21 protein-coding genes, 1 pseudogene and 1 riboswitch are annotated in these 19,246 nt (G+C 69.7%); of the genes and pseudogenes, 10 read left to right on the top strand and 12 right to left on the bottom strand.

Annotation, left to right across the window (positions count from 1 at the left end; genetic code table 11):
- Positions 1-306 precede the first annotated feature (306 nt).
- The 4 genes from ACNPQM_RS12620 to bioB form a co-directional block, all read right to left on the bottom strand.
- Positions 307-990, bottom strand: coding sequence for a class I SAM-dependent methyltransferase (locus ACNPQM_RS12620; protein WP_358856133.1), 684 nt, complete (start codon positions 988-990; stop codon positions 307-309).
- Positions 991-1,129: 139 nt separating this feature from the next.
- Positions 1,130-1,825: a dethiobiotin synthase gene (gene bioD / locus ACNPQM_RS12615; RefSeq protein ID WP_418084042.1), complete on the bottom strand. Its 696-nt coding sequence runs from the start codon at positions 1,823-1,825 to the stop codon at positions 1,130-1,132.
- 1 nt (position 1,826) lies between these two features.
- A complete protein-coding gene (locus ACNPQM_RS12610; RefSeq protein ID WP_418084041.1) occupies positions 1,827-3,131 on the bottom strand; it encodes an adenosylmethionine--8-amino-7-oxononanoate transaminase in 1,305 nt (434 codons plus the stop codon).
- On the bottom strand, positions 3,124-4,302 hold the full coding sequence (gene bioB, locus ACNPQM_RS12605; protein ID WP_418084040.1) for a biotin synthase BioB: 1,179 nt from the start codon (positions 4,300-4,302) through the stop codon (positions 3,124-3,126). The genes ACNPQM_RS12610 and bioB overlap by 8 nt, the downstream gene beginning before the upstream one ends.
- A 144-nt stretch (positions 4,303-4,446) precedes the next feature.
- Between bioB and ACNPQM_RS12600 the strand changes: the two genes are divergently transcribed.
- A complete protein-coding gene (locus ACNPQM_RS12600) occupies positions 4,447-5,589 on the top strand; it encodes an 8-amino-7-oxononanoate synthase (protein ID WP_418084039.1) in 1,143 nt (380 codons plus the stop codon).
- Between the two features lie 57 nt (positions 5,590-5,646).
- Positions 5,647-5,862: pseudogene (locus ACNPQM_RS12595) on the top strand (LysE family transporter); the annotation flags it as partial.
- Positions 5,863-5,904: 42 nt separating this feature from the next.
- Here the strand turns inward: ACNPQM_RS12595 and ACNPQM_RS12590 are convergent.
- From ACNPQM_RS12590 to ACNPQM_RS12580, 3 genes are all read right to left on the bottom strand, one after another.
- Complete coding sequence (locus ACNPQM_RS12590; RefSeq protein WP_418084038.1) at positions 5,905-6,378, bottom strand: C40 family peptidase; 474 nt, start codon at positions 6,376-6,378, stop codon at positions 5,905-5,907.
- A 3-nt stretch (positions 6,379-6,381) separates the two neighbouring features.
- A riboswitch (cyclic di-AMP (ydaO/yuaA leader) is annotated at positions 6,382-6,568 on the bottom strand.
- Positions 6,569-6,883: 315 nt separating this feature from the next.
- Positions 6,884-7,192 (bottom strand): hypothetical protein, encoded by a 309-nt coding sequence (locus tag ACNPQM_RS12585; RefSeq protein WP_358856127.1) that lies wholly within the window; start codon positions 7,190-7,192, stop codon positions 6,884-6,886.
- Between the two features lie 7 nt (positions 7,193-7,199).
- Positions 7,200-7,835: an ATP-dependent Clp protease proteolytic subunit gene (locus ACNPQM_RS12580; protein WP_418084037.1), complete on the bottom strand. Its 636-nt coding sequence runs from the start codon at positions 7,833-7,835 to the stop codon at positions 7,200-7,202.
- A gap of 89 nt (positions 7,836-7,924) precedes the next feature.
- Here ACNPQM_RS12580 and ACNPQM_RS12575 point away from each other — a divergent pair, with 89 nt between their 5' ends.
- From ACNPQM_RS12575 to ACNPQM_RS12540, 8 genes are all read left to right on the top strand, one after another.
- Positions 7,925-8,209 carry a type II toxin-antitoxin system Phd/YefM family antitoxin gene (locus tag ACNPQM_RS12575; protein ID WP_358856125.1) on the top strand — a complete coding sequence of 95 codons (285 nt, stop codon included), beginning with the start codon at positions 7,925-7,927 and terminating at the stop codon, positions 8,207-8,209.
- Positions 8,210-8,570: 361 nt separating this feature from the next.
- Positions 8,571-8,873 (top strand): urease subunit gamma, encoded by a 303-nt coding sequence (locus ACNPQM_RS12570; protein ID WP_418084036.1) that lies wholly within the window; start codon positions 8,571-8,573, stop codon positions 8,871-8,873.
- A gap of 13 nt (positions 8,874-8,886) precedes the next feature.
- Positions 8,887-9,198: an urease subunit beta gene (locus tag ACNPQM_RS12565; RefSeq protein WP_418084048.1), complete on the top strand. Its 312-nt coding sequence runs from the start codon at positions 8,887-8,889 to the stop codon at positions 9,196-9,198.
- A complete protein-coding gene (locus tag ACNPQM_RS12560; RefSeq protein WP_418084035.1) occupies positions 9,191-10,912 on the top strand; it encodes an urease subunit alpha in 1,722 nt (573 codons plus the stop codon). Before ACNPQM_RS12565 ends, ACNPQM_RS12560 begins: the two co-directional genes overlap by 8 nt.
- A gap of 13 nt (positions 10,913-10,925) precedes the next feature.
- Positions 10,926-11,588 (top strand): urease accessory protein UreF, encoded by a 663-nt coding sequence (locus ACNPQM_RS12555; RefSeq protein WP_418084034.1) that lies wholly within the window; start codon positions 10,926-10,928, stop codon positions 11,586-11,588.
- Positions 11,589-11,629: 41 nt separating this feature from the next.
- The gene (gene ureG, locus ACNPQM_RS12550) at positions 11,630-12,307 is read left to right on the top strand and encodes an urease accessory protein UreG (RefSeq protein WP_358856121.1); all 678 of its coding nucleotides are present in this window, start codon (positions 11,630-11,632) and stop codon (positions 12,305-12,307) included.
- The gene (locus tag ACNPQM_RS12545) at positions 12,304-13,077 is read left to right on the top strand and encodes an urease accessory protein UreD (RefSeq protein ID WP_418084033.1); all 774 of its coding nucleotides are present in this window, start codon (positions 12,304-12,306) and stop codon (positions 13,075-13,077) included. The genes ureG and ACNPQM_RS12545 overlap by 4 nt, the downstream gene beginning before the upstream one ends.
- Before the next feature lie 159 nt (positions 13,078-13,236).
- Positions 13,237-14,814 carry an alpha/beta hydrolase gene (locus tag ACNPQM_RS12540; RefSeq protein WP_418084032.1) on the top strand — a complete coding sequence of 526 codons (1,578 nt, stop codon included), beginning with the start codon at positions 13,237-13,239 and terminating at the stop codon, positions 14,812-14,814.
- A gap of 73 nt (positions 14,815-14,887) precedes the next feature.
- Here the strand turns inward: ACNPQM_RS12540 and ACNPQM_RS12535 are convergent, their stop codons facing one another.
- The 5 genes from ACNPQM_RS12535 to ACNPQM_RS12515 all read right to left on the bottom strand — a co-directional run bounded on the left by ACNPQM_RS12535 (position 14,888) and on the right by ACNPQM_RS12515 (position 19,143).
- Positions 14,888-15,937, bottom strand: a complete 1,050-nt coding sequence (locus ACNPQM_RS12535) for an NAD-dependent epimerase/dehydratase family protein (RefSeq protein WP_418084031.1) — start codon at positions 15,935-15,937, stop codon at positions 14,888-14,890.
- A gap of 65 nt (positions 15,938-16,002) precedes the next feature.
- Positions 16,003-16,713 (bottom strand): lysophospholipid acyltransferase family protein, encoded by a 711-nt coding sequence (locus ACNPQM_RS12530; protein WP_418084030.1) that lies wholly within the window; start codon positions 16,711-16,713, stop codon positions 16,003-16,005.
- A 117-nt stretch (positions 16,714-16,830) separates the two neighbouring features.
- On the bottom strand, positions 16,831-16,989 hold the full coding sequence (locus ACNPQM_RS12525) for a hypothetical protein (protein WP_358856116.1): 159 nt from the start codon (positions 16,987-16,989) through the stop codon (positions 16,831-16,833).
- 66 nt (positions 16,990-17,055) lie between these two features.
- Complete coding sequence (locus tag ACNPQM_RS12520; RefSeq protein ID WP_418084029.1) at positions 17,056-18,006, bottom strand: cytochrome c oxidase assembly protein; 951 nt, start codon at positions 18,004-18,006, stop codon at positions 17,056-17,058.
- 111 nt (positions 18,007-18,117) lie between these two features.
- A complete protein-coding gene (locus ACNPQM_RS12515) occupies positions 18,118-19,143 on the bottom strand; it encodes a 6-phosphofructokinase (protein ID WP_358856114.1) in 1,026 nt (341 codons plus the stop codon).
- Between the last annotated feature and the right edge of the window lie 103 nt (positions 19,144-19,246).

The raw sequence follows: 19,246 nt of genomic DNA, 5'->3' as shown, positions 1-19,246 counted from the left end.
TGCAGCGTGATCGCCGCGGCCAGGATCTGCGGCGGCATACTCGGCCGCCCGTTCGCCGACGGGTACATGTCCTCGAACATCACCACCGGGAACAGCGCACCGCGATGCTCGGCCAGGAACGCGAACACACTCCCTACCGGGATCAACTCCCGGCACGTCTCCCACACATCCGGCCCGATCGTCTCCCCGACCCATTCCCCCATCACCACGAAAACGAGTCTGGCCCCGCCGCTCACGCGGCGGGGCCAGAACCCCAAGATCTTCATGAATCTTCTAGGCCTGATCCGAAAGACAGGCCCGCACGCCTCAGGAGGCGTCCACCACCGTCGTCCGGCGGGCCACGCCCAGCACGCACGCAGAGGTGGGGAGCCGGATCCCCCAGTCCGGCATCTTCACTTTGCGGTACGTCTCCACCACGAACCCGGCCTCCTCGATCGCGGTGAGCGTGTCCCGCGCCGTATGGCACCCGCCGCCCAGCAGTGGCCACACCGTGCGGTCCAGTGCCTGCTGCACCGTCGCCATGGCGCGGTCATCGGCCCGCACATGCTCGAAGAAGCGCAGCTCCCCGCCGGGGCGCAGCACCCGCTCGATCTCCGCGAGCGACCGTTCGAGATTCCGTACGGTGCACAGCACCAGTGACGCGACGGCCCCGTCGAACGCCTCGCTCTTCACCGGCAGCGCCTCCGCGGCACCCGGCACGACATCCACCGGAATACCGGCACGCAGCGCGGACCGTACTGCCAACTGCCGCAGGCTGCGCTCGGGTTCGATCGCCACCACTTCGGAGACGGCGGGCGGATAGTGGGCGAAGTTCAGGCCGTTTCCCGCACCTATCTCGATGATGCGTCCGGACAGACCGGCGAGCAGATCCGAGCGAATGGCAGCCATCCCGGCCTTGGTCTCCGCCGCCACACTCATGCGGGCGTAGAAACGGGCGAAGACCGGGTGGTGCACCGCGTCCTTCGGGATCTTCGTGCTCCGCAGATGCATGACGGACCTCCTCGACAGGACCGGCTGCACCGGACTGCTCGGTCGGGCGGGGCCGCCCGACCGGAGCTGCCCGACGTGAGAAATCCGGCCGGTAAAGTACGGCTACTTTGATTCTGCCCCGTCCTGGGCCGCTCAGCCGCTAGTCGGCGGTCCGGTTCCCGCCCAACTCCGGGGTCAGCCAACTTGCCGCCCTGGCACGGAATTCGGCGGGTGTGAGGGTGCCCGCGCCCGCCGGTACGGTGCCCAGGAGCGGCGCGCCCGCCGCCACCGGCAGATCGACGAGATTGCAGCGCGCGGCCAGATCGGGTTCGGCGGGCATGCTGCCCACGACCACGCCCAGGCACTCCAGCCCGCGCGCCCGCAGCGCCTCCGAGGTCAGCGCGGTGGAATTGAGCGTGCCGAGCCCGGCGGGTACCACGACCAGGACCGGGGCTCCGAGCAGCCGTGCCGCGTCCGCGAGCGTGGCGCCTTCGTCGTCGAACCGTACGAGCAGCCCTCCCGCGCCCTCGACCAGCACCAGATCGTGCTCGGTGGCCAGTTTCTCGGCCGCCTCCGCGATCTGTTCCGGGCGCACGGGCGCCAGGCCCGCCCGTCGCGCGGCCGTGTCCGGCGCCAACGGCTCGGGGAAACGGGCCAGTTCGAGGCCGGTCACCGCCTCGCCGGCAAGCCTGCGCACCTCGAAGACATCGCCCGGCTCGCCCGGCGCAACGCCCGTCTGGGCAGGCTTGAGCACGGCCACCGAACGCCCGGCGGCGACCGCCACCGCGGCCACGGCCGCCGTGACGACCGTCTTGCCGATCTCCGTACCCGTACCGCTCACCATCAGTACCGACATCTCAGCCCTCCCGCGCCGCCGCGCACATCGCACGGCAGATACGCGCCAGATCGTCGCCGTCCGTCACATACGGCGGCATCGTGTAGATGAGGTCCCGGAACGGGCGCAGCCACACGCCCTCACGGACCGCGGCCTCGGTGGCCGCCGCCATGTTCACGTCGTGATCGAGCTGTACGACGCCGATGGCGCCCAGAACGCGTACATCCCGTACACCTGCGATCGCACGAGCCTCGGCCAGGCCTCCCAGCAACCCCGCTTCCAGGCGCTTGACCTCCTGCTGCCAGTCCTGGCCGAGCAGCAGATCGATCGAGGCGAGGGCCACCGATGCGGCCAGCGGATTGCCCATGAAGGTCGGCCCGTGCGCGAGCACCGGGACCTTGCCGCGCGAGATACCGTCCGCCACCCGCGAGGTGCAGAGGGTTGCCGCCATCGTCAGATAGCCGCCGGTCAGCGCCTTGCCGACGCACATCACGTCGGGCGAGACCCCGGCATGCCCGGCGGCGAACAGTTCCCCGGTACGCCCGAAACCGGTCGCGATCTCGTCGAACACCAACAGCACGTCATGGGCGTCGCACGCCTCGCGCAGCACCCGCAGATAGCCGGGGGAGTGGAACCGCATCCCGCCCGCACCCTGCACCACCGGCTCCACGATCACCGCGGCCAGCTCGTCGGCATGCTGCGCGATCAGCTCCCGCAGATGCTGTACGTACGTCTCATCCGGTTCCTCGTCGAAGCCGCCCGGCGGCTCGTCGGCGAAGACCTGTCGCGGCAGCACCCCCGACCACAGCTCATGCATTCCGCCCTCGGGGTCGCAGACCGACATCGGCTGCCAGGTGTCCCCGTGGTAGCCGCCGCGCCAGGTCAGCAGCCGCTGTTTGGCGGGCTTTCCGGTCGAGTTCCAGTACTGCAGACACATTTTCACCGCGACCTCGACCGACACCGAACCCGAGTCGGCGAGGAAGACATGGCGCAGCGGCTCCGGTGTGATCTCGACCAGCCTGGCGGCCAGCCGCACGGCGGGCTCATGGGTGAGCCCGCCGAACATCACATGGCTCATCCGGTCCAGCTGGCCACGCGCCGCCTCATTGAGCACCGGGTGGTTGTAGCCGTGCACCGCCGACCACCAGGACGACATGCCGTCGACCAACTCGTTCTGCCCGTAAGCTGGTTCGGCGAGCCGGAGACGCACCCCGGACGCGGACTCCACCACCAGCGGCTCCTGCCGGCCCGGCATCGGGCCGTACGGATGCCAGACGTGGTCCCGGTCCAGGGTCCGCAGCTCGGCTGGGGAGAGGGGTTCAGGCATTGGGTGCGAGATCCGTTCCCGCGCCACGACGGCGGACCGCCACCAGATCCGTTCGCGCGCCCGGCACTTCGGCCTCGGTGTCCCCCGGTTCGTCGGCCACGTCACCGCAGGGCACACAGCCCCCCGTGTGCGAGCCGCAGCCGCCACCGGTCTCGGCCGCAGCGTCCGTACGGTGCCGGGGCAGCGTCGTCGTACCCGCGCCCTCCACCTCGAAACCGGCGTCCGCGATCATGTCCAGATCCGCCTGTCCCGCTTGGCCCTCACTGGTCAGATAGTCGCCCAGGAAGATCGAGTTGACCAGGTGCAGGGCGAGCGGCTGCATCGAGCGCAGATGCACTTCGCGGCCGCCCGCGAGCCGGACCTCGACATCCGGGCAGACGAACCGGACCATCGCCAGAATGCGCAGACAGCGCTGCGGGGTGAGGTTCCACTCCTTGGCGAGCGGGGTCCCCTCGAACGGGATCAGGAAGTTCACCGGAACCGAGTCCGGGTCCAGCTCGCGCAGCGAGAAGACGACGTCGACCAGATCCGCGTCGCTCTCACCCATCCCGGCGATCAGCCCGGAGCACGCCGAGAGCCCCGCGGCCTGCGCCTGCTGGACGGTCTCCACCCGGTCCGCATAGGTGTGGGTGGTGGTGATGTCCCCGTACGTCCCCTCGGACGTATTGAGGTTGTGGTTGTACGCGTCGGCGCCCGCAGAACGCAGCCGGTCCGCCTGCCCGGCGGAGAGCAGACCGAGGCAGGCGCACACCTCGACGCCCTCGTTCTGTTCCTTGATGGCTTCGATCGTCTGCGACACCCGGTCGACGTCCCGGTCCGTCGGACCGCGGCCGCTCGCCACCAGACAGACACGCTTCGCGCCGCCCGCCACCCCGGCGGCGGCGGCCTTCGACGCCTCGTCCGGTTTCAGCCAGGTGTACTTGAGGATCTCGGCCTTCGAGCCGAGCCGCTGCGAGCAGTACGAGCAGTCCTCGGGGCAGAGCCCGGACTTGAGATTGACCAGATAGTTCAGCTTCACCCGTCGGCCGAACCACTGACGGCGCACCTTCCCGGCAGCGGCCACCACTTCGAGCAGTTCGTCGTCCGAGGTCGCCAGCACGGCGAGTGCTTCTTCGCGGGTCGGCAGCTCACGCCGCAGCCCCTTGTCCACCAACGTGTTCAGGAGGTCCATGGTCATGATCCTGGCTTACGGCACCCCCCGCAGCCAAGGAGGAACCGGACAATAGAGCCCACAGAGTGTGTGTGTATTGCCACACCATGACGGGCCGCACCCCCGGTTAGGGTCTGTGGGCTGCCTACAAAAGGGACCGCCGACATGTCCTTCGCCCCGTTCGACTGGATCGATGACGAGGCGCGCCGCCGTGCGGATGCCGGGCTCGTCCGTACCCTGCGCCCCCGCCCTGCCGAGCCGGAACTGCTGGACCTCGCGAGCAACGACTACCTGGGCCTCACCCGCCACCCCGAGGTGACCGCGGCCGCCGCCGAGGCCGCGTACCGGTGGGGTGCGGGCGCCACCGGCTCCCGGCTGGTCACCGGTTCCACCGCGCTGCACGCCGACCTCGAACGCGAACTGGCCGAATTCTGCGGTTTCGAAGCGGCCCTGGTCGTCTCCTCCGGCTACGCGGCCAACCTTGCCGCGCTCACCGCCCTCACCGGTCGTGGCTCCCTGATCGTCTCCGACGCGGGCAATCACGCCTCCATCGTGGACGGTTGCCGCCTCTCCCGGGCGGACACCGCCGTCGTACCCCACGCCGATCCCGCAGCCGTCGCCAGGGAGCTGCAGGCGCATTGCGGCCGCGCCCTGACCGTCACCGACTCGGTCTTCTCCGTCGACGGAGACGCCGCGCCGCTGCGGGAACTGGCCGATGTCTGCCGTACGGAGGGCGCCGCGCTGCTCGTCGACGACGCGCATGGCCTGGGCGTGCTCGGGGAGGGCGGGCGCGGGGCCCTCGCCGCCGCCGGTCTCGCGGGTGGTGACGGGATCGTCACCACCGTGACCCTCTCCAAGTCCCTGGGCAGTCAGGGCGGAGCGGTCCTCGGGCCGGCCCGGGTGATCGACCATCTGGTCAACGCGGCCCGCACCTTCATCTTCGACACCGGGCTCGCACCGGCCGCGACGGGCGCGGCTCTCGCGAGCCTGCGCCTACTGCGCCGCGAGCCGGCACGCGCGGGCAGGGCCCGTACGGTCGCCACCGCACTGTACGAACGGCTGACCGCGGAAGGGCTGACCGCCGTACGCCCCGACGCCGCAGTCGTCTCGGTTCGGGCGCCTTCGCCGGACGCGGCGGTGCGCTGGGCGGCCGACTGCCGCGCGGCTGGGATCGCGGTGGGCTGCTTCCGCCCGCCGTCGGTCCCGGACGGCATCTCGCGGCTGCGGCTCACCGCACGCGCCGATCTGACGGAGGTGCAGATCGCGGCCGCGGTGGCCACCATCCTGCGGACCGCGCCACTGACCTGATCTGACCTGACCGGCAAGCCGATCGGACCGTCATTCGGACCCTGGGGCGGCGCGCGGCCGCAATTCGTCTCTGACGGGCAGCCGCCCCTCCCCAGGATTTTGCTGCGCGTCCCGCGGCTCGCGCTGATCTGGTTCCCGTCCGTGGCGCTCCTGGTGGACCGCCTGGGCCGGTGGCTGCGCCGGCCGCGTACCGCCCGCGCCATCGAGGGCGGCAGCGGCGCGGCGCTCGCCGTGCTGGGGCTGTTTCTGGTGACTGGCTCCCTGGTGCACTGAAGCACGTGGTGAATGGGGGAGCCGGAGGAGGGGCGGAGGGGATCAGCGAACTCGTCCGTACCAGACGCTCCTCGTCCAGATCTTCTCCAGCCGCACGACGGAACCGGTTTTCGGGGAGTGCCAGATCTTCCCTCTGCCGGCGTAGATGCCCACGTGGTAGACGCTGCGCCCCCAGTGGAAGAAGACCAGATCGCCGCGTTTCCGTTTCGACGCCGAGACGTGGCGGGTCTTGTTGTACTGCTGCTGGGCCGTGCGTGGGAGCTTCTTGCCCACCTTCTTGAACGCGTACTGCGTCAGCCCGGAGCAGTCGAAACGGTGGGGGCCGGTGGCCCCGTACCGGTACGGCGATCCTTTCTTCGACGCGGCGATCTTGAGTGCCTTCGTTGACCGCGTTGCGGGCTGGGCGTCGGCCACGGCGCCGGGGACGATCACGGAGCCGCCGACTGCGGCAAGCGTCAGAACCGTGGCAGTGCCGGCCCGGGTGATCAGAAACGGGACATGAACCTGCGCATTCATGCGCAACCCTTCGTCAGCCGCCTGTGAAGGATGACCTGTCGGGTTCGGGCTGGCGAAGTTGCCCGGCCGCGCGATACGGCTTCACCCCGAGGGGCGACCGGATGCCCGGTCGACCCGTTGTGCTCGGGTCCTCCACTCCTGCCGATCCACTTCTGTCGACCAGTCATCCGGGCGGCGGCAGGACTCGGCGTCCGCCCGGACCGCCTCGCCGTGGTGGCGGGGGCTTGTCGTCCCACGGATCTTGACTCACGCGCTGGTGGATTTTCGGAGCAAAACAGCGATATGGAAGATTTGACATCGATGGTCTGTTTGGGTGGTTAGAGGGTGATTTGTGTACCCGTCAGGCATCCTCCAGCGGTCTCGTACCAGCAGGGGAACGGCATATTTCGCTCACCGTCCACGCCGGCGGCGCAAGTCGAGTCGTCCCTCTCGCGGGGGATTCCTTGCGCTGGATGAGCGATAAATGTCGATCACCACGCCGGGCGTGTCGCCGACGGAGAGATGATCAACTCATCGGGGCCGGGGGCACGGTGACCCGTCCGGCCCGCCGTTCTCCGTCCAACACGCGCAGTGCCTGCGCCAACGTGGCGGCGTGGATCTGTGCTTCACCCCGCTCGTGCATCAATGTGAGCGCGTCCCGCAGGGCGCCCGCCCGCGAGGCGAGTGCCTGGGCAGCGCGCAGCGCACCGTAGGTGTCGCTGCCGCGGGCAGGGTTGATCCGGCCCAGCTGGTCGAGCACTTCCAGGTAGCAGTCGATGAACTCGGCCTCGGCGCGCGTCAGTGCGGGCAGCGGCGGGAGGTGGGGTGGCTGCATCAGTGGTTCACCTCGCGCTGTTCCGCGGGAGCGACGTCTTGCGGTTCTCCAGGACGTGGTCCACCAGTCCGTACGCCTTGGCTCCGGCGGCGTCGAGGATGAGGTCGCGCTCGAAGTCGGCGGCGATCCGCTCGGTGCTGCGGCCGGTATGACGAGCCAGCATGCCGGTGAGCAGCTCGTGGACGCGGGCCAGTTCCCGCGCCTCGATCTCCAGATCGGACGGCTGGCCCTGCACCGGCTCCGGGAGTTCGGGCTGCTGGACGACGACCCTGGCCCCGGGCAGGGCGTGCCGCCGGCCGGGAGCGCCCGCGGCGAGCAGGACCGCCGCGCTGGAGCCGGCCTGGCCGAGGCAGAACGTTTCCACCTCGCAGGTGAGGTACCCCATCGTGTCGTAGATGGCGGACATGGCGCCGAATGAGCCGCCGGGGGAGTTGATGTAGAGGGAGATCGGCCGGTCGGGCGCGGCGTGCTCCAGATACATGAACTGCGCGATCAGGTCGTTGGCGGCGGTGTCGTCGACCGCGGTGCCGAGGAAGACGATGCGCTCGGCGAGCAGCTTGGAGTACGGGTCGAGGGTGCGGGTCCCGTCGGTCGTGCGCTCGGTGAACTCGGGCAGTACGTAACGGGCGGCAGGGCGGAACATGGCGAGGCCTCTCCTCCGGTGTCTGTACGCGGCCTGCGCGGGCATCTGTAAAAAATGTACAGGACGTACAGAAGGTTATGATGGGGACTATGGCCTACGAGATTCCGGTGACGCAAGCGCGAGCTGAACTCGCCGAACTGATCAACCGCGTCGTCTACGGCGGCGAGCGGGTTGTGGTGACGCGGCACGGAAAGCCGCTCGTCGCGCTCGTCTCAGCCGCTGACCTGGAGCGACTCGAGAACGACGCGGCCGTTGTGGAGGAGCAGGTGATCAGCTCGGTCTCCTCGATCGGCTCCACGGTGTCCGCTCCGGGCGAACGGCGACGCTTCGGCATCGCGGCGGAACACCGGGGACAGCGCGACGCGGGCAACTGACCGCCCTTGCACGCAAAAGCCGTGCTCCCGTCCGCTGCGGCGGGGGTGCGCGGCCGCCGTGACGGTGGGGCTCGGCCCACCAGGGCCGGCTCCGGCTTGCTGGGTGCCGGGCCGCCGCCGGCGGTTCATTGCGCAGCCGGCGATGCTCGGGGACGCGGCGCCCGAGGTGCTGGAGGGCGGCTTGCGCGGGCTGATGTCCATGGATCTGTAAAAGAGCAGTTAACGCGCCGGAAAAACTTGCGTCCTAACCTGCGATACCTCGCTGGAAGACAGTGATTCGTCGTTCAACAGTCTGTTGAATGCGGTGAGTGGCTCGCTGCGCCCAGAACCGGACTGGGCGGAAGACTGTGAGGTGGACGCGTTGCAACTGACCCCGCATGAGCAGGAACGCCTGCTCATTCATGTGGCTGCCGATGTGGCGCAGAAGCGCCTGGCGCGTGGACTGCGGCTCAACCACCCCGAGGCGGTCGCGCTGATCACTGCGCATCTGCTGGAGGGTGCCCGTGACGGCCGTACGGTCTCGGAGCTGATGGTGTCCGGGCGGAAGGTGCTCACCCGCGACGACGTCATGGACGGGATCCCCGAGATGATCCACGACGTCCAGGTCGAGGCCACCTTCCCGGACGGCACCAAGCTCGTCACCGTCCATGACCCGATCGTCTGACGAGGCGGCCGCCGTGATCCCCGGAGAGATCCTTTACGCGGACGGGGCCGTGCCGCTCAACGCCGGCCGAGCCGTCACCCGCCTCACCGTCCTCAACGTCGCGGACCGGCCCGTTCAGGTGGGCTCGCACTACCACTTTGCCGAGGCCAACCCCGGTCTGGACTTCGACCGTTCGGCCGCGCACGGCCTGCGGCTGAACATCGCCGCCGGAACCGCCGTCCGCTTCGAGCCCGGCATCCCTGTCGACATCGAACTCGTGCCGCTCGCCGGACGGCGCGTCGTCCCGGGCCTGCGCGGCGAAACCGGAGGTGCCCTCGATGGCTGAGCTCAACCGTGCCGTGTACGCCGATCTGTTCGGTCCCACCACCGGCGACCGTATCCGGCTCGCCGACACCGATCTGCTCGTCGAGGTCGAGGAGGACCGCTCCGGTGGTCCCGGACTCGCGGGCGACGAGGCGGTGTTCGGCGGCGGCAAGGTGATCCGCGAGTCGATGGGCCAGGCGCGCACCACCCGCGCCGAAGGAGCCCCCGACACCGTCATCACCGGCGCCGTCATTATCGACCACTGGGGCATCGTCAAGGCGGACATCGGCATGCGCGACGGCCGGATCACCGGGATCGGCAAGGCCGGCAACCCGGACACGATGGACGGCGTCCACCCCGACCTCGTCATCGGCCCCGAGACCGAAATCATCGCGGGCAACGGGAAGTTCGTGACGGCCGGCGCCATTGACGCGCATGTTCACTTCATCTCGCCGACCATCGTCGACCAGGCGCTCTCCGCCGGTGTCACCACGCTCGTCGGTGGCGGCACCGGACCGGCCGAGGGCACGAAGGCGACCACGGTCACCCCGGGTGCCTGGCACCTGGGCCGGATGTTCGAGGCGCTGGAGACCTACCCCGTCAACATCGGGCTGCTCGGCAAGGGCAACACGATGTCCGGCGACGCCATGCGGGCCCAACTGCGGGGCGGGGCAATTGGATTCAAGATTCATGAGGACTGGGGGGCAACCCCGGCCGTCATCGACGCCTGCCTGAAGGTGTGCGAGGAGAGCGGCGCGCAGCTCGCCATCCACACGGACACCCTCAATGAGGCCGGATTCGTCGCCGACACCCTCGCCGCGATCGCCGGGCGCTCCATTCACGCGTACCACACCGAAGGCGCCGGCGGCGGGCATGCCCCGGACATCATCACCGTGGTCTCCGAGCCTTACGTTCTGCCGAGCTCGACCAATCCGACCCGGCCGCACACCGTCAACACCCTCGAGGAACACCTCGACATGCTGATGGTCTGCCACCATCTCAACCCCGCCGTGCCGGAGGACCTGGCGTTCGCCGAATCGCGGATCCGGCCGTCCACCATCGCTGCCGAGGACATCCTCCACGACCTCGGGGGGATCTCGATCATTTCCTCCGACGCCCAGGCGATGGGCCGCGTCGGCGAAGTCGTCCTGCGCACCTGGCAGACCGCCCATGTGATGAAGAAGCGCCGTGGCCCCTTGCCCGGCGACGGGCGGGCCGACAATCACCGGGTCCGTCGCTATGTCGCCAAATACACCATCAATCCGGCCGTCGCCCAGGGCCTTGACCAGGAGATCGGATCCGTCGAGACCGGCAAACTCGCCGACCTGGTGCTGTGGGAGCCGGCGTTCTTCGGCGTCAAACCGCAGACCGTCATCAAGGGCGGACAGATCGCCTACGCGCAGATGGGTGACGCCAACGCGTCCATCCCCACACCGCAGCCGGTCATGCCCAGGCCCATGTTCGGCGCACTCGGCAGGGCCCCCGCCGCGAACTCGTTCAACTTCGTGGCGAGCGCGGCCATCGAGGACGGACTGCCCGAACGCCTCGGACTCGGCAAGAGGTTCGTACCGATCACCAGTACCCGTGGCGTGACCAAGGCGGACATGCGGGAGAACGATGCCCTGCCGCGCGTCCACGTCGACCCGGACAGCTTCGCCGTGACCGTCGACGGCGAACCGGTCGAACCCGCGCCCGCTGCCGAACTCCCCATGGCCCAACGTTACTTCCTCTTCTGAGACGGGGCATGTGATGAGCCGCGCAGCTCTGCTCGTCCTCGCCGACGGCCGGTTCCCCGCCGGTGGCCACGCCCACTCGGGCGGCGCCGAACCGGCCGTCGAGGCAGGACGCATCCGAAACGCCGAGGACCTGGCCGCCTTCTGCCGGGGCCGCCTGCACACCACCGGACTCACCACCGCGGCACTCGCCGCGGCAGCCGCCCACGGCCTCGACCCGCTCGCTCTCGACGAGGCCGCCGACGCGCGCACCCCGTCGCCGGCCCTGCGGGCGGTCGCGCGCAAGCTCGGCCGTCAGCTGATGCGGGCCGCCCGGGCCACCTGGCCCAGCCCCGAACTCGCCGCGCTCGCCCGAGCCCGCCCGCGCGGCGCCCACCAGCCCGTCGTGCTCGGCCTCACCGCACGTGCGGCGGGGCTCGGGGCCGAGGACGCGGCGCACTGCGTGGCGTACGAGACGGTCAGCGGACCGGCCACCGCGGTGGTCCGGCTGCTCTCCCTGAACCCGTTCGAGGCCACCGCTGTCCTCGCCCGCCTGGCACCCGAACTCGACCGGGTCGCCGAACAGGCTGCCGCCGCCGCACGGAGGGGTATCGACGCGCTGCCCGCCGCCTCGGCGCCGCTGCTCGACATCACCGCCGAAGCCCACGCCGCTTGGCCGGTCCGCCTGTTCGCGTCGTAGAACCACACGCATCACACCCCACCACCAGGAGCCGCACCCCCATGCATCTCGACCACTCCCACGACGGCCCGGCCGCGGTGAGCGCCGACGCCGCACGTCCGGACGGCATCCGCCGTGCCCTGCGCATCGGGCTCGGCGGGCCGGTCGGCTCCGGCAAGACGGCGACGGTCGCCGCGCTCTGCCGCGCGCTGCGTGACCAGCTGTCCATCGCCGTCGTCACCAACGACATCTACACCCGTGAGGACGCCGAGTTCCTGCTCCGCAACGCCGTACTCCCGCCCGAGCGCATTCAGGCAGTCGAGACCGGCGCCTGCCCGCACACCGCCATCCGTGACGACATCTCCGCCAACCTCGAAGCCGTCGAGGACCTGGAGGACAGCGTCGGACCTCTCGATCTGATCCTCGTCGAGTCGGGCGGCGACAATCTCACCGCCACCTTCTCCAAGGGCCTCGTCGACGCCCAGATCTTCGTCATCGACGTGGCGGGCGGTGACGACATCCCGCGCAAGGGCGGCCCCGGCGTCACCACCTCCGACCTCCTCGTGATCAACAAGACCGACCTCGCCCCGTACGTCGGCTCCGACCTGGACCGGATGGCCCACGATGCCGCACAGCAGCGCGGCGCACTTCCCGTGGCCTTCACCTCTCTCACCTCCGGCGAAGGGGTCGGACCCGTGGCTGCCTGGGTGCGCGCACAGCTCGCCGCCTGGACCGCATGAGCGTCCAGGCGGCTGCCCGGATCACCGCCGTCCTCGACGGCCGCGGTGCCACGGCCCTTCCCGTGCTGGAGAGCGACGGGCCGCTCGCCCTGCGCCGGACCAGAGCCGCCACCGCCCCGTACGCCCGCGTCACCGTCGTCGGCGCGATGAGCGCACCGCTGGGCGGCGACCGGCTCTCCATCGCTGCGTGCGTCGAGGAGGGCGCCCGGCTCACGGTGGACTCTGCCGCGGCCACCGTAGCGCTGCCCGGACCGGGGCGGACACCGCAACCCGCCTCGTACGACATCACGTTGACCGTGGGTAATCGGGCCGTACTCAACTGGCTGCCGGAGCAGCTCATTTCCGCGTCCGGCAGCGAGCTGCACATGACCACCCGGGTCGAACTGGGCGCCACGGCACGACTGGTGCTGCGTGAGGAGCAGATCCTCGGCCGGCACGACGAGTCCACCGGCACCCTCGGCGCCCGCCTCACCGTCCACCGCGCCGGTCGTCCGCTGCTCGACCAGGAGGTGGCGTACGGTCCCGGGGCGCCCGGCGGCTGGGACGGTGGGGCGGTACTCGGCGGCCATCGCGCGGTCGGTCAACTCCTGTTCGTGGACCCGGCATTCGAGCACGAATGCCCCGAGACGCGACTGTTGGGGCCGACCGCCGTACTCACCCGTCTCGCCGGCCCCGGCGTGCTGGTGACCGCCGTGGCCCCCGATGCTCGACTGCTGCGTACCGTCCTGGACGGCGCCCTGGGCGAACTGCTGGACGCCGCACGCGGGTGAACACCGCTCAGCGGGACATGGGTCTCCGGTTATCGATTCGGTAAAGAAGTGCGTGTGCAGCCTGTTCCCAGGCACCCCGTAGGCGACAGGATCCGCGGGAAGACCCGATATGAATTGCGCCGCTACCTGCGGCGCTTCAGACAATGGGGGAGGTTCCACTTGACACGCACAGCAGTGCTCGGCTCGGCCGGCACTCTGATCGCGGGCGCGCTGATAGCCGGCGCGATAGTCGCACCGACTGCCGCAGCCGACAGCCGCCACCAGACCGGTTCGGAGTCGCGCGGCGTCCAGATCGCCGCCGCACGGGCGGCCCACGCGGGCATCGACTGGAAGGACTGCCCGGCCGACTGGGCCCTGGCCACACCTATTCAGTGTGGCTGGGTGACCGTGCCGCTCGACTACGCCAAGCCCGACGGCAAGCAGATCAAGCTCGCGGTCGACCGGCACGTCAGCACCGGCACGAAGGATGAGCGGCAGGGGGCGCTGCTCTACAACCCGGGCGGTCCCGGTGGTTCCGGGCTGCGTTTCCCCACCCGGATCACCAGTAAGAACCCGCTGTGGACGAAGACCGCGCAGGCGTACGACTTCGTCGGCTTCGACCCCCGTGGTGTCGGCCACTCGGCGCCGATCTCCTGCGTCGACCCGCAGGAGTTCGTGAAGGCCCCGAAGCCCGACCCGGTGCCCGACAGCGAGGCCGACAAGCTCGCCCAGCGCAAGCTCGCCGCCGAGTACGCGGACGGCTGCGCCGAGCGCAGCGGCGACATGCTGCCGCACATGACCACGCCGAACACCGCACGCGACCTGGATGTCATCCGCGCCGCGCTCGGTGAGGAGAAGCTCAACTTCCTGGGCGTCTCCTACGGCACCTACCTCGGGGCGGTCTACGGCACGCTGTTCCCGGACCACGTCCGGCGCATGGTCGTCGACAGCGTGGTCAATCCGGCGAAGGACAACATCTGGTACGAGGCCAACCTCAACCAGGACATCGCCTTCCAGAAGCGCTGGGACGACTGGAAGGCATGGGTCGCCCAGAACGACGCGGCCTTCCACATCGGCACAACGCCTGCCCAGGTCGAGCAGGAGTATCTGAAGCTGCGTGCCTCGGCCAAGAAGAACCCGATCGGTGGCGTCGTCGGACCCGCCGAGCTCATCGGATTCTTCCAGAGCGCGCCGTACTACGACTCCACCTGGGTGCGCATCGCCCGGACCTGGAGCAACTACCGGGCCGGCGACACCCAGGCGCTGGTCGACGCCGCGGGCCCCGACATGTCGGACCTCGCGGGGAACGCCTCCTCCGAGAACGGCAACGCCGTGTACACGGCCGTCGAGTGCGCGGACGCCAAGTGGCCCACCAACTGGCAGAAGTGGGACCGCGACAACACCCGGCTGCACAAGGACTACCCGTTCATGACCTGGGCGAACGCCTGGATGAACCTGCCCTGTGCGACCTGGTCGGCCAAGCAGCAGACCCCGGTGGAGGTCAAGACCGGCAAGGGCCTGCCGCCGGTGCTGATCGTGCAGTCCACGCGTGACGCCGCCACCCCGTACGAGGGCGCCGTCGAGCTGCACAAGCGGTTCAAGGGCTCGCGTCTGATCACCGAGCAGGACGCCGGTTCGCACGGCGTCACGGGCCTGGTCAACCCCTGCATCAACGGGCGGGTGGACACCTACCTGCTCACCGGGCAGACCGACGGGCAGGATGTGACGTGCACCCCGCACGCCACGCCCAAGCCGTAGTAGGCGACTGAGTGACGGGGACGGGCGGCCGGACAGGAACCACCGGCCGCCCGTCCTTCCGTACGAGGACCGTTCACACCCCCCGGTCGTACCGCTCCAGCCAGGCGTCCTCCGCCGAGTAGTCGAAGAGCACCTCGCCGTACGTCCGCAGCATCGCAGGGAAGGCGTCCCGCCAGTCCCGTCCGTCCAGCCGCGCGGCGAGCCACTCCACGGTCTCCGGCAGCGACTCCGCATAGCCGGTCACGGGCCGGTAGCCGATCTCCTTCTCGGCGGCCGTCATGTCGTACACGATGGGATGGGCACTGCTCCACGGCGTCTCGCCCACGTGCCCCGCGGGAGGCGGTCCGTCCACCAGCACCGTATCCGTCTCCAGGCCGAGCACGCCGTCGATCGCCGACGCGATCTCCGCGACCGTGGGCGCCTGCGGATCGCCCGCGTTGAGCACCCGCGATCCGGGCCGCTGGGCGGCCAGCCTGATCAGCTCGGCGATGTTGGACACATGGACCGGATGGAACCGGCTCGCGCCATTGTGCGCGAGCACCCGGCGCCTGCGGCCGTCCAGGAGCCTTTTCACGAAGTACAGTTCGCGCGGGGAGCGGCAGTACGGGCCATGGATCGCACCGGCCCGCAGCAGCGTCACCGGCAGGGTGTCACCCGCTGCCAGCAGATCCCGCTCAAGCTGGATCTTCCGGGTCCCGTATGTGGCATCGCCGGGTGCCACCGTGGCCTGTGTCTCCGGGATCGGTAGCGGGTACTGCGGAGCGCCGTCGGCCTGGCCCTGCGTGTCGAAACTGCGGCCGCGGTCGTCCTGGTACACCGCGCCGCTGGAGATGACAACGGCCGAACCGATCCGGTCGGCGAGCCCGGTCAGCTGCCGGGCGTGCTGCTGGCCGTACGCCACCATGTCGACCAGCACATCGCACCCGTCGCCCAGCGCCGCGGCGAGTGCACCCTCCTCGTCGCGGTCGAGGGTGACCGCCCGGACCTCATCGGCCCATCGCTCGTCCCGGCCGCCCGCGCGCGAGGCCGCCGTCACCTTCCAGCCGTCCTCGGCGAGCGCCCGCACGGCCACCCGCCCGATCTGTCCCGTTGCTCCGAGAACCCATGCGTGTCCCTTGCTCATGAGGTGGACGCTAGGCGGTGGCCGGCCCGTCGGACCATGGGAGTTCGCCCCTCGCGGATTCGCCGTCAGCGTCGCCGTTTGGGGAACTTCTTCGCCTGCTCGGCCTGTTCGGCCTTCACCTTGGCCGCGTACTCGTCGACGTACTCCTGACCGGAGAGCCCGAGGATCGCGTACATGATCTCGTCGGTGACCGCCCTGATCGCCGCTTTCTGATCCTCCATGCCCGCGTAGCGGGAGAAGTCCAGCGGCTGACCGAAGCGGATGGTGACCTGCTTGATGCGGGGTACGACCCTGCCGGGAGGCTGGATCTCGAACGTACCGACCATCGCGCACGGCACGACGGGCACCCGCGCCTTGAGCGCCATGACCGCGACACCGACCTTGCCCTTGTAGAGCCGGCCGTCGTGCGAACGGGTGCCCTCGGGGTAGATCCCGAGCAGCTCGCCCTTGCTCAGTACCCCGAGCCCTTCACGGATCGCGGCCTGCCCCGCATCCTTCCCGGACCGGTCCACCGGAATCTGCCCCGCGCTGCGGAAGAACGCGGCAGTCAGCCTCCCCTTGAGACCCGGGCCGGTGAAGTACTCCGCCTTGGCGAGGAAGGTGATGCGCCGTTTGATGATCGCGGGCATCAGGAAATGGTCGGAGAACGACAGGTGGTTGCCGGCGACGATGGCCGCACCGTCCTCCGGGATGTGTTCCAGTCCCTCGATCCTGGGCCGGAACAGCAAGCGCAGCAGTGGCCCCAGAATGACGTATTTGAGCACGTAGTAGAACACCGGATTGGCTCCTCGCTCCGCCCGACCCGCCCCGGGGCCGTGTTCTGCCAGACGTCGGCCGACGGGCGTGCCCGCGCCCGGCCGGGCCCGCCCGCCGTGCCGGACAAAGGGCCCCGCTCAGGTGTCGCGCGCGGCGACCATTCCCACAGTGATCAGCCCGAGCACCACCCAGCCGAACCAGAGCCAGCCGTTGCTCCCCAGCGCCACCGTGTAGGCGGTGACCGCCACCAGGGCTCCGACGGTGAGCATCCCCATCGTCTTCGTGGATCCGGACATGCGCGCACCCTCCTCGTCGGCCGCGCGGCCGTGGACCCCATCGTCACCCGGAAGGCGTCTCCACCGCTACTGTCCGCGCGCCTGCAACGAGGCGAGATAGGCGTTGTACGCCTTCAGCTCCTGGTCGCCGTCGCGGTCGGCGGCGCGGTCCGCACGCTTCGCGGTCCGCTGCTCGGATCCGTACCACTGGAAGACCAGCGCGATCAGCACCAGCACCGAAGGGATCTCGCTGAAGGCCCAGGCGATGCCGCCCGCCCAGTTCTGGTCGCTGAGCGCGTCGATGCCGAGCGAGGCCGGCGGATGCTTGTACGTCTCCACCATCGGAGAGGTCGCCATCATCAGCGCGATACCGAAGAACGCGTGGAACGGCATCCCGGCGAACAGCTCCAGCATCCGCATCACATAGCCGGGCCGGTGCGGTCCCGGATCGACGCCCATGATCGGCCAGAAGAAGACCAGTCCGACGGCGAGGAAGTGCACCATCATCGCGAGGTGCCCGGTCGTCGAGCCCATGAGGAAGTCGAAGAGCGGGGTGAAGTACAGCGCGTACAGGCTGGCGATGAACATCGGGATGGTGAAGACCGGATGCGTGATGACCTTCATGTACCGGCTGTGCAGCAGCATGAGCAGCAGCTCGCGCGGGCCGGTGCGGTCACGGCCCGCGACCGGCAGTGAGCGCAGCGCCAGAGTCACGGGGGCACCCAGCAGCAGCAGGATCGGCGACAGCATGCTGATCACCATGTGCTGCACCATGTGCACGCTGAACATGACCATGCCGTAGTCGTTGAGCTTCGTGCACATCACCAGGGCGATGCTCAGCACGCCGACCGTGAAGAAGACGATCCGGTTGACCGGCCAGCCGTCCCCGCGTCTGCGCAGTCGCAGCACCGCGTAGCCGTACAGGCCGAGCGCGAGGACGCAGCCGATCAGGAATACGGGGTCCGCGGAGAACTGGAGCCCACGTCCCAGCGTGAACGGCGGCAGATCCATGGTCATGCCGTGCCCGCTGTGATCCATCTGTTCACTCCCGCTGGGGACGTCCCCGTTTCGTGCCGGTTGTCCCGACCAGAGTAGAACTGCCCCCGGCCGCAGCTGCGGCCGGGGGCAGTTCTCAGGTGCTGGTGTTGCTCAGAGCACGCACTCGGCCTCGGCGTACCGCTCGGCCGGGACCGTCTTCAGGCTCTCCACGGCCCGGGCCAGCGGCACCATGGTGATATCCGTGCCGCGCAGCGCCGTCATCATGCCGAACTCGCCGCGGTGCGCCGCCTCGACCGCGTGCCAGCCGAAGCGCGTCGCCAGGACCCGGTCGTACGCGGTCGGGGTGCCGCCACGCTGGACATGGCCGAGTATCACCGGGCGGGCCTCCTTGCTCAGGCGCTGCTCCAGCTCGACGGAGAGCCGCGTGGCGATCCCGGTGAACCGCTCGTGGCCGTAGATGTCCTTGGCGCCCTGCTCGAACTCCATCGAGCCCACGCGCGGCTTGGCGCCCTCGGCTACGACGACGATCGCGAACTTCTTGCCCGCCGAGAAACGCTTGCCGACCAGCTCGGTCAGCTCGTCCATGTCGAAGGGGCGCTCCGGCACGACGATCGCGTGCGCACCGGCCGCCATGCCCGAGTGGAGTGCGATCCAGCCGGTGTGGCGGCCCATGACCTCGACGATCAGCACCCGCTGGTGCGACTCGGCGGTGGTCTTCAGCCGGTCGAGGGCGTCGGTGGCCACGCCGACCGCGGTGTCGAAGCCGAAGGTCACATCGGTCGACGCGATGTCGTTGTCGATGGTCTTCGGCACGCCGACGATCGGCAGCCCCGCCTCGGAAAGCAGGTGGGCCGCCTTGAGCGTGCCCTCGCCGCCGATCGGGATGATCGCGTCGAGACCGAGATCGGCGACGTGCCCCTTCGCCTGCTCGACGCCGTCCCGCAGATGTGCGGGCTGGACCCGGGACGAGCCGAGGATCGTACCGCCGCGGGCGAGAATGCCGCCGACCGCGTCGAGGTCGAGCGTGCGGTAGTCGCACTCAAGGAGGCCCTTCCACCCGTCGTGGAAGCCGATGACCTCGTCGCCGTGGTCGACCACCGCGCGGTGCACGACGGAACGGATGACGGCATTGAGGCCGGGGCAGTCGCCGCCGGAGGTGAGCACACCAATACGCATTGCCCGGGAAACCTTTGCAACGTGGGCCGACGACCGGACCACGTCGTCCGGTTGGATCCCCGCCACCCTACCGGCGCAGGGTGGCGGGACCGAACCAGGCGTC

The sequence above is a fragment of the Streptomyces sp. NPDC056231 genome (assembly GCF_048270745.1).
In the GTDB taxonomy this organism is placed as follows: Bacteria; Actinomycetota; Actinomycetes; order Streptomycetales; family Streptomycetaceae; genus Streptomyces.
Note: the sequence above shows the minus strand (reverse complement) of the source record. Positions and strands in the feature narration are given on the sequence as shown.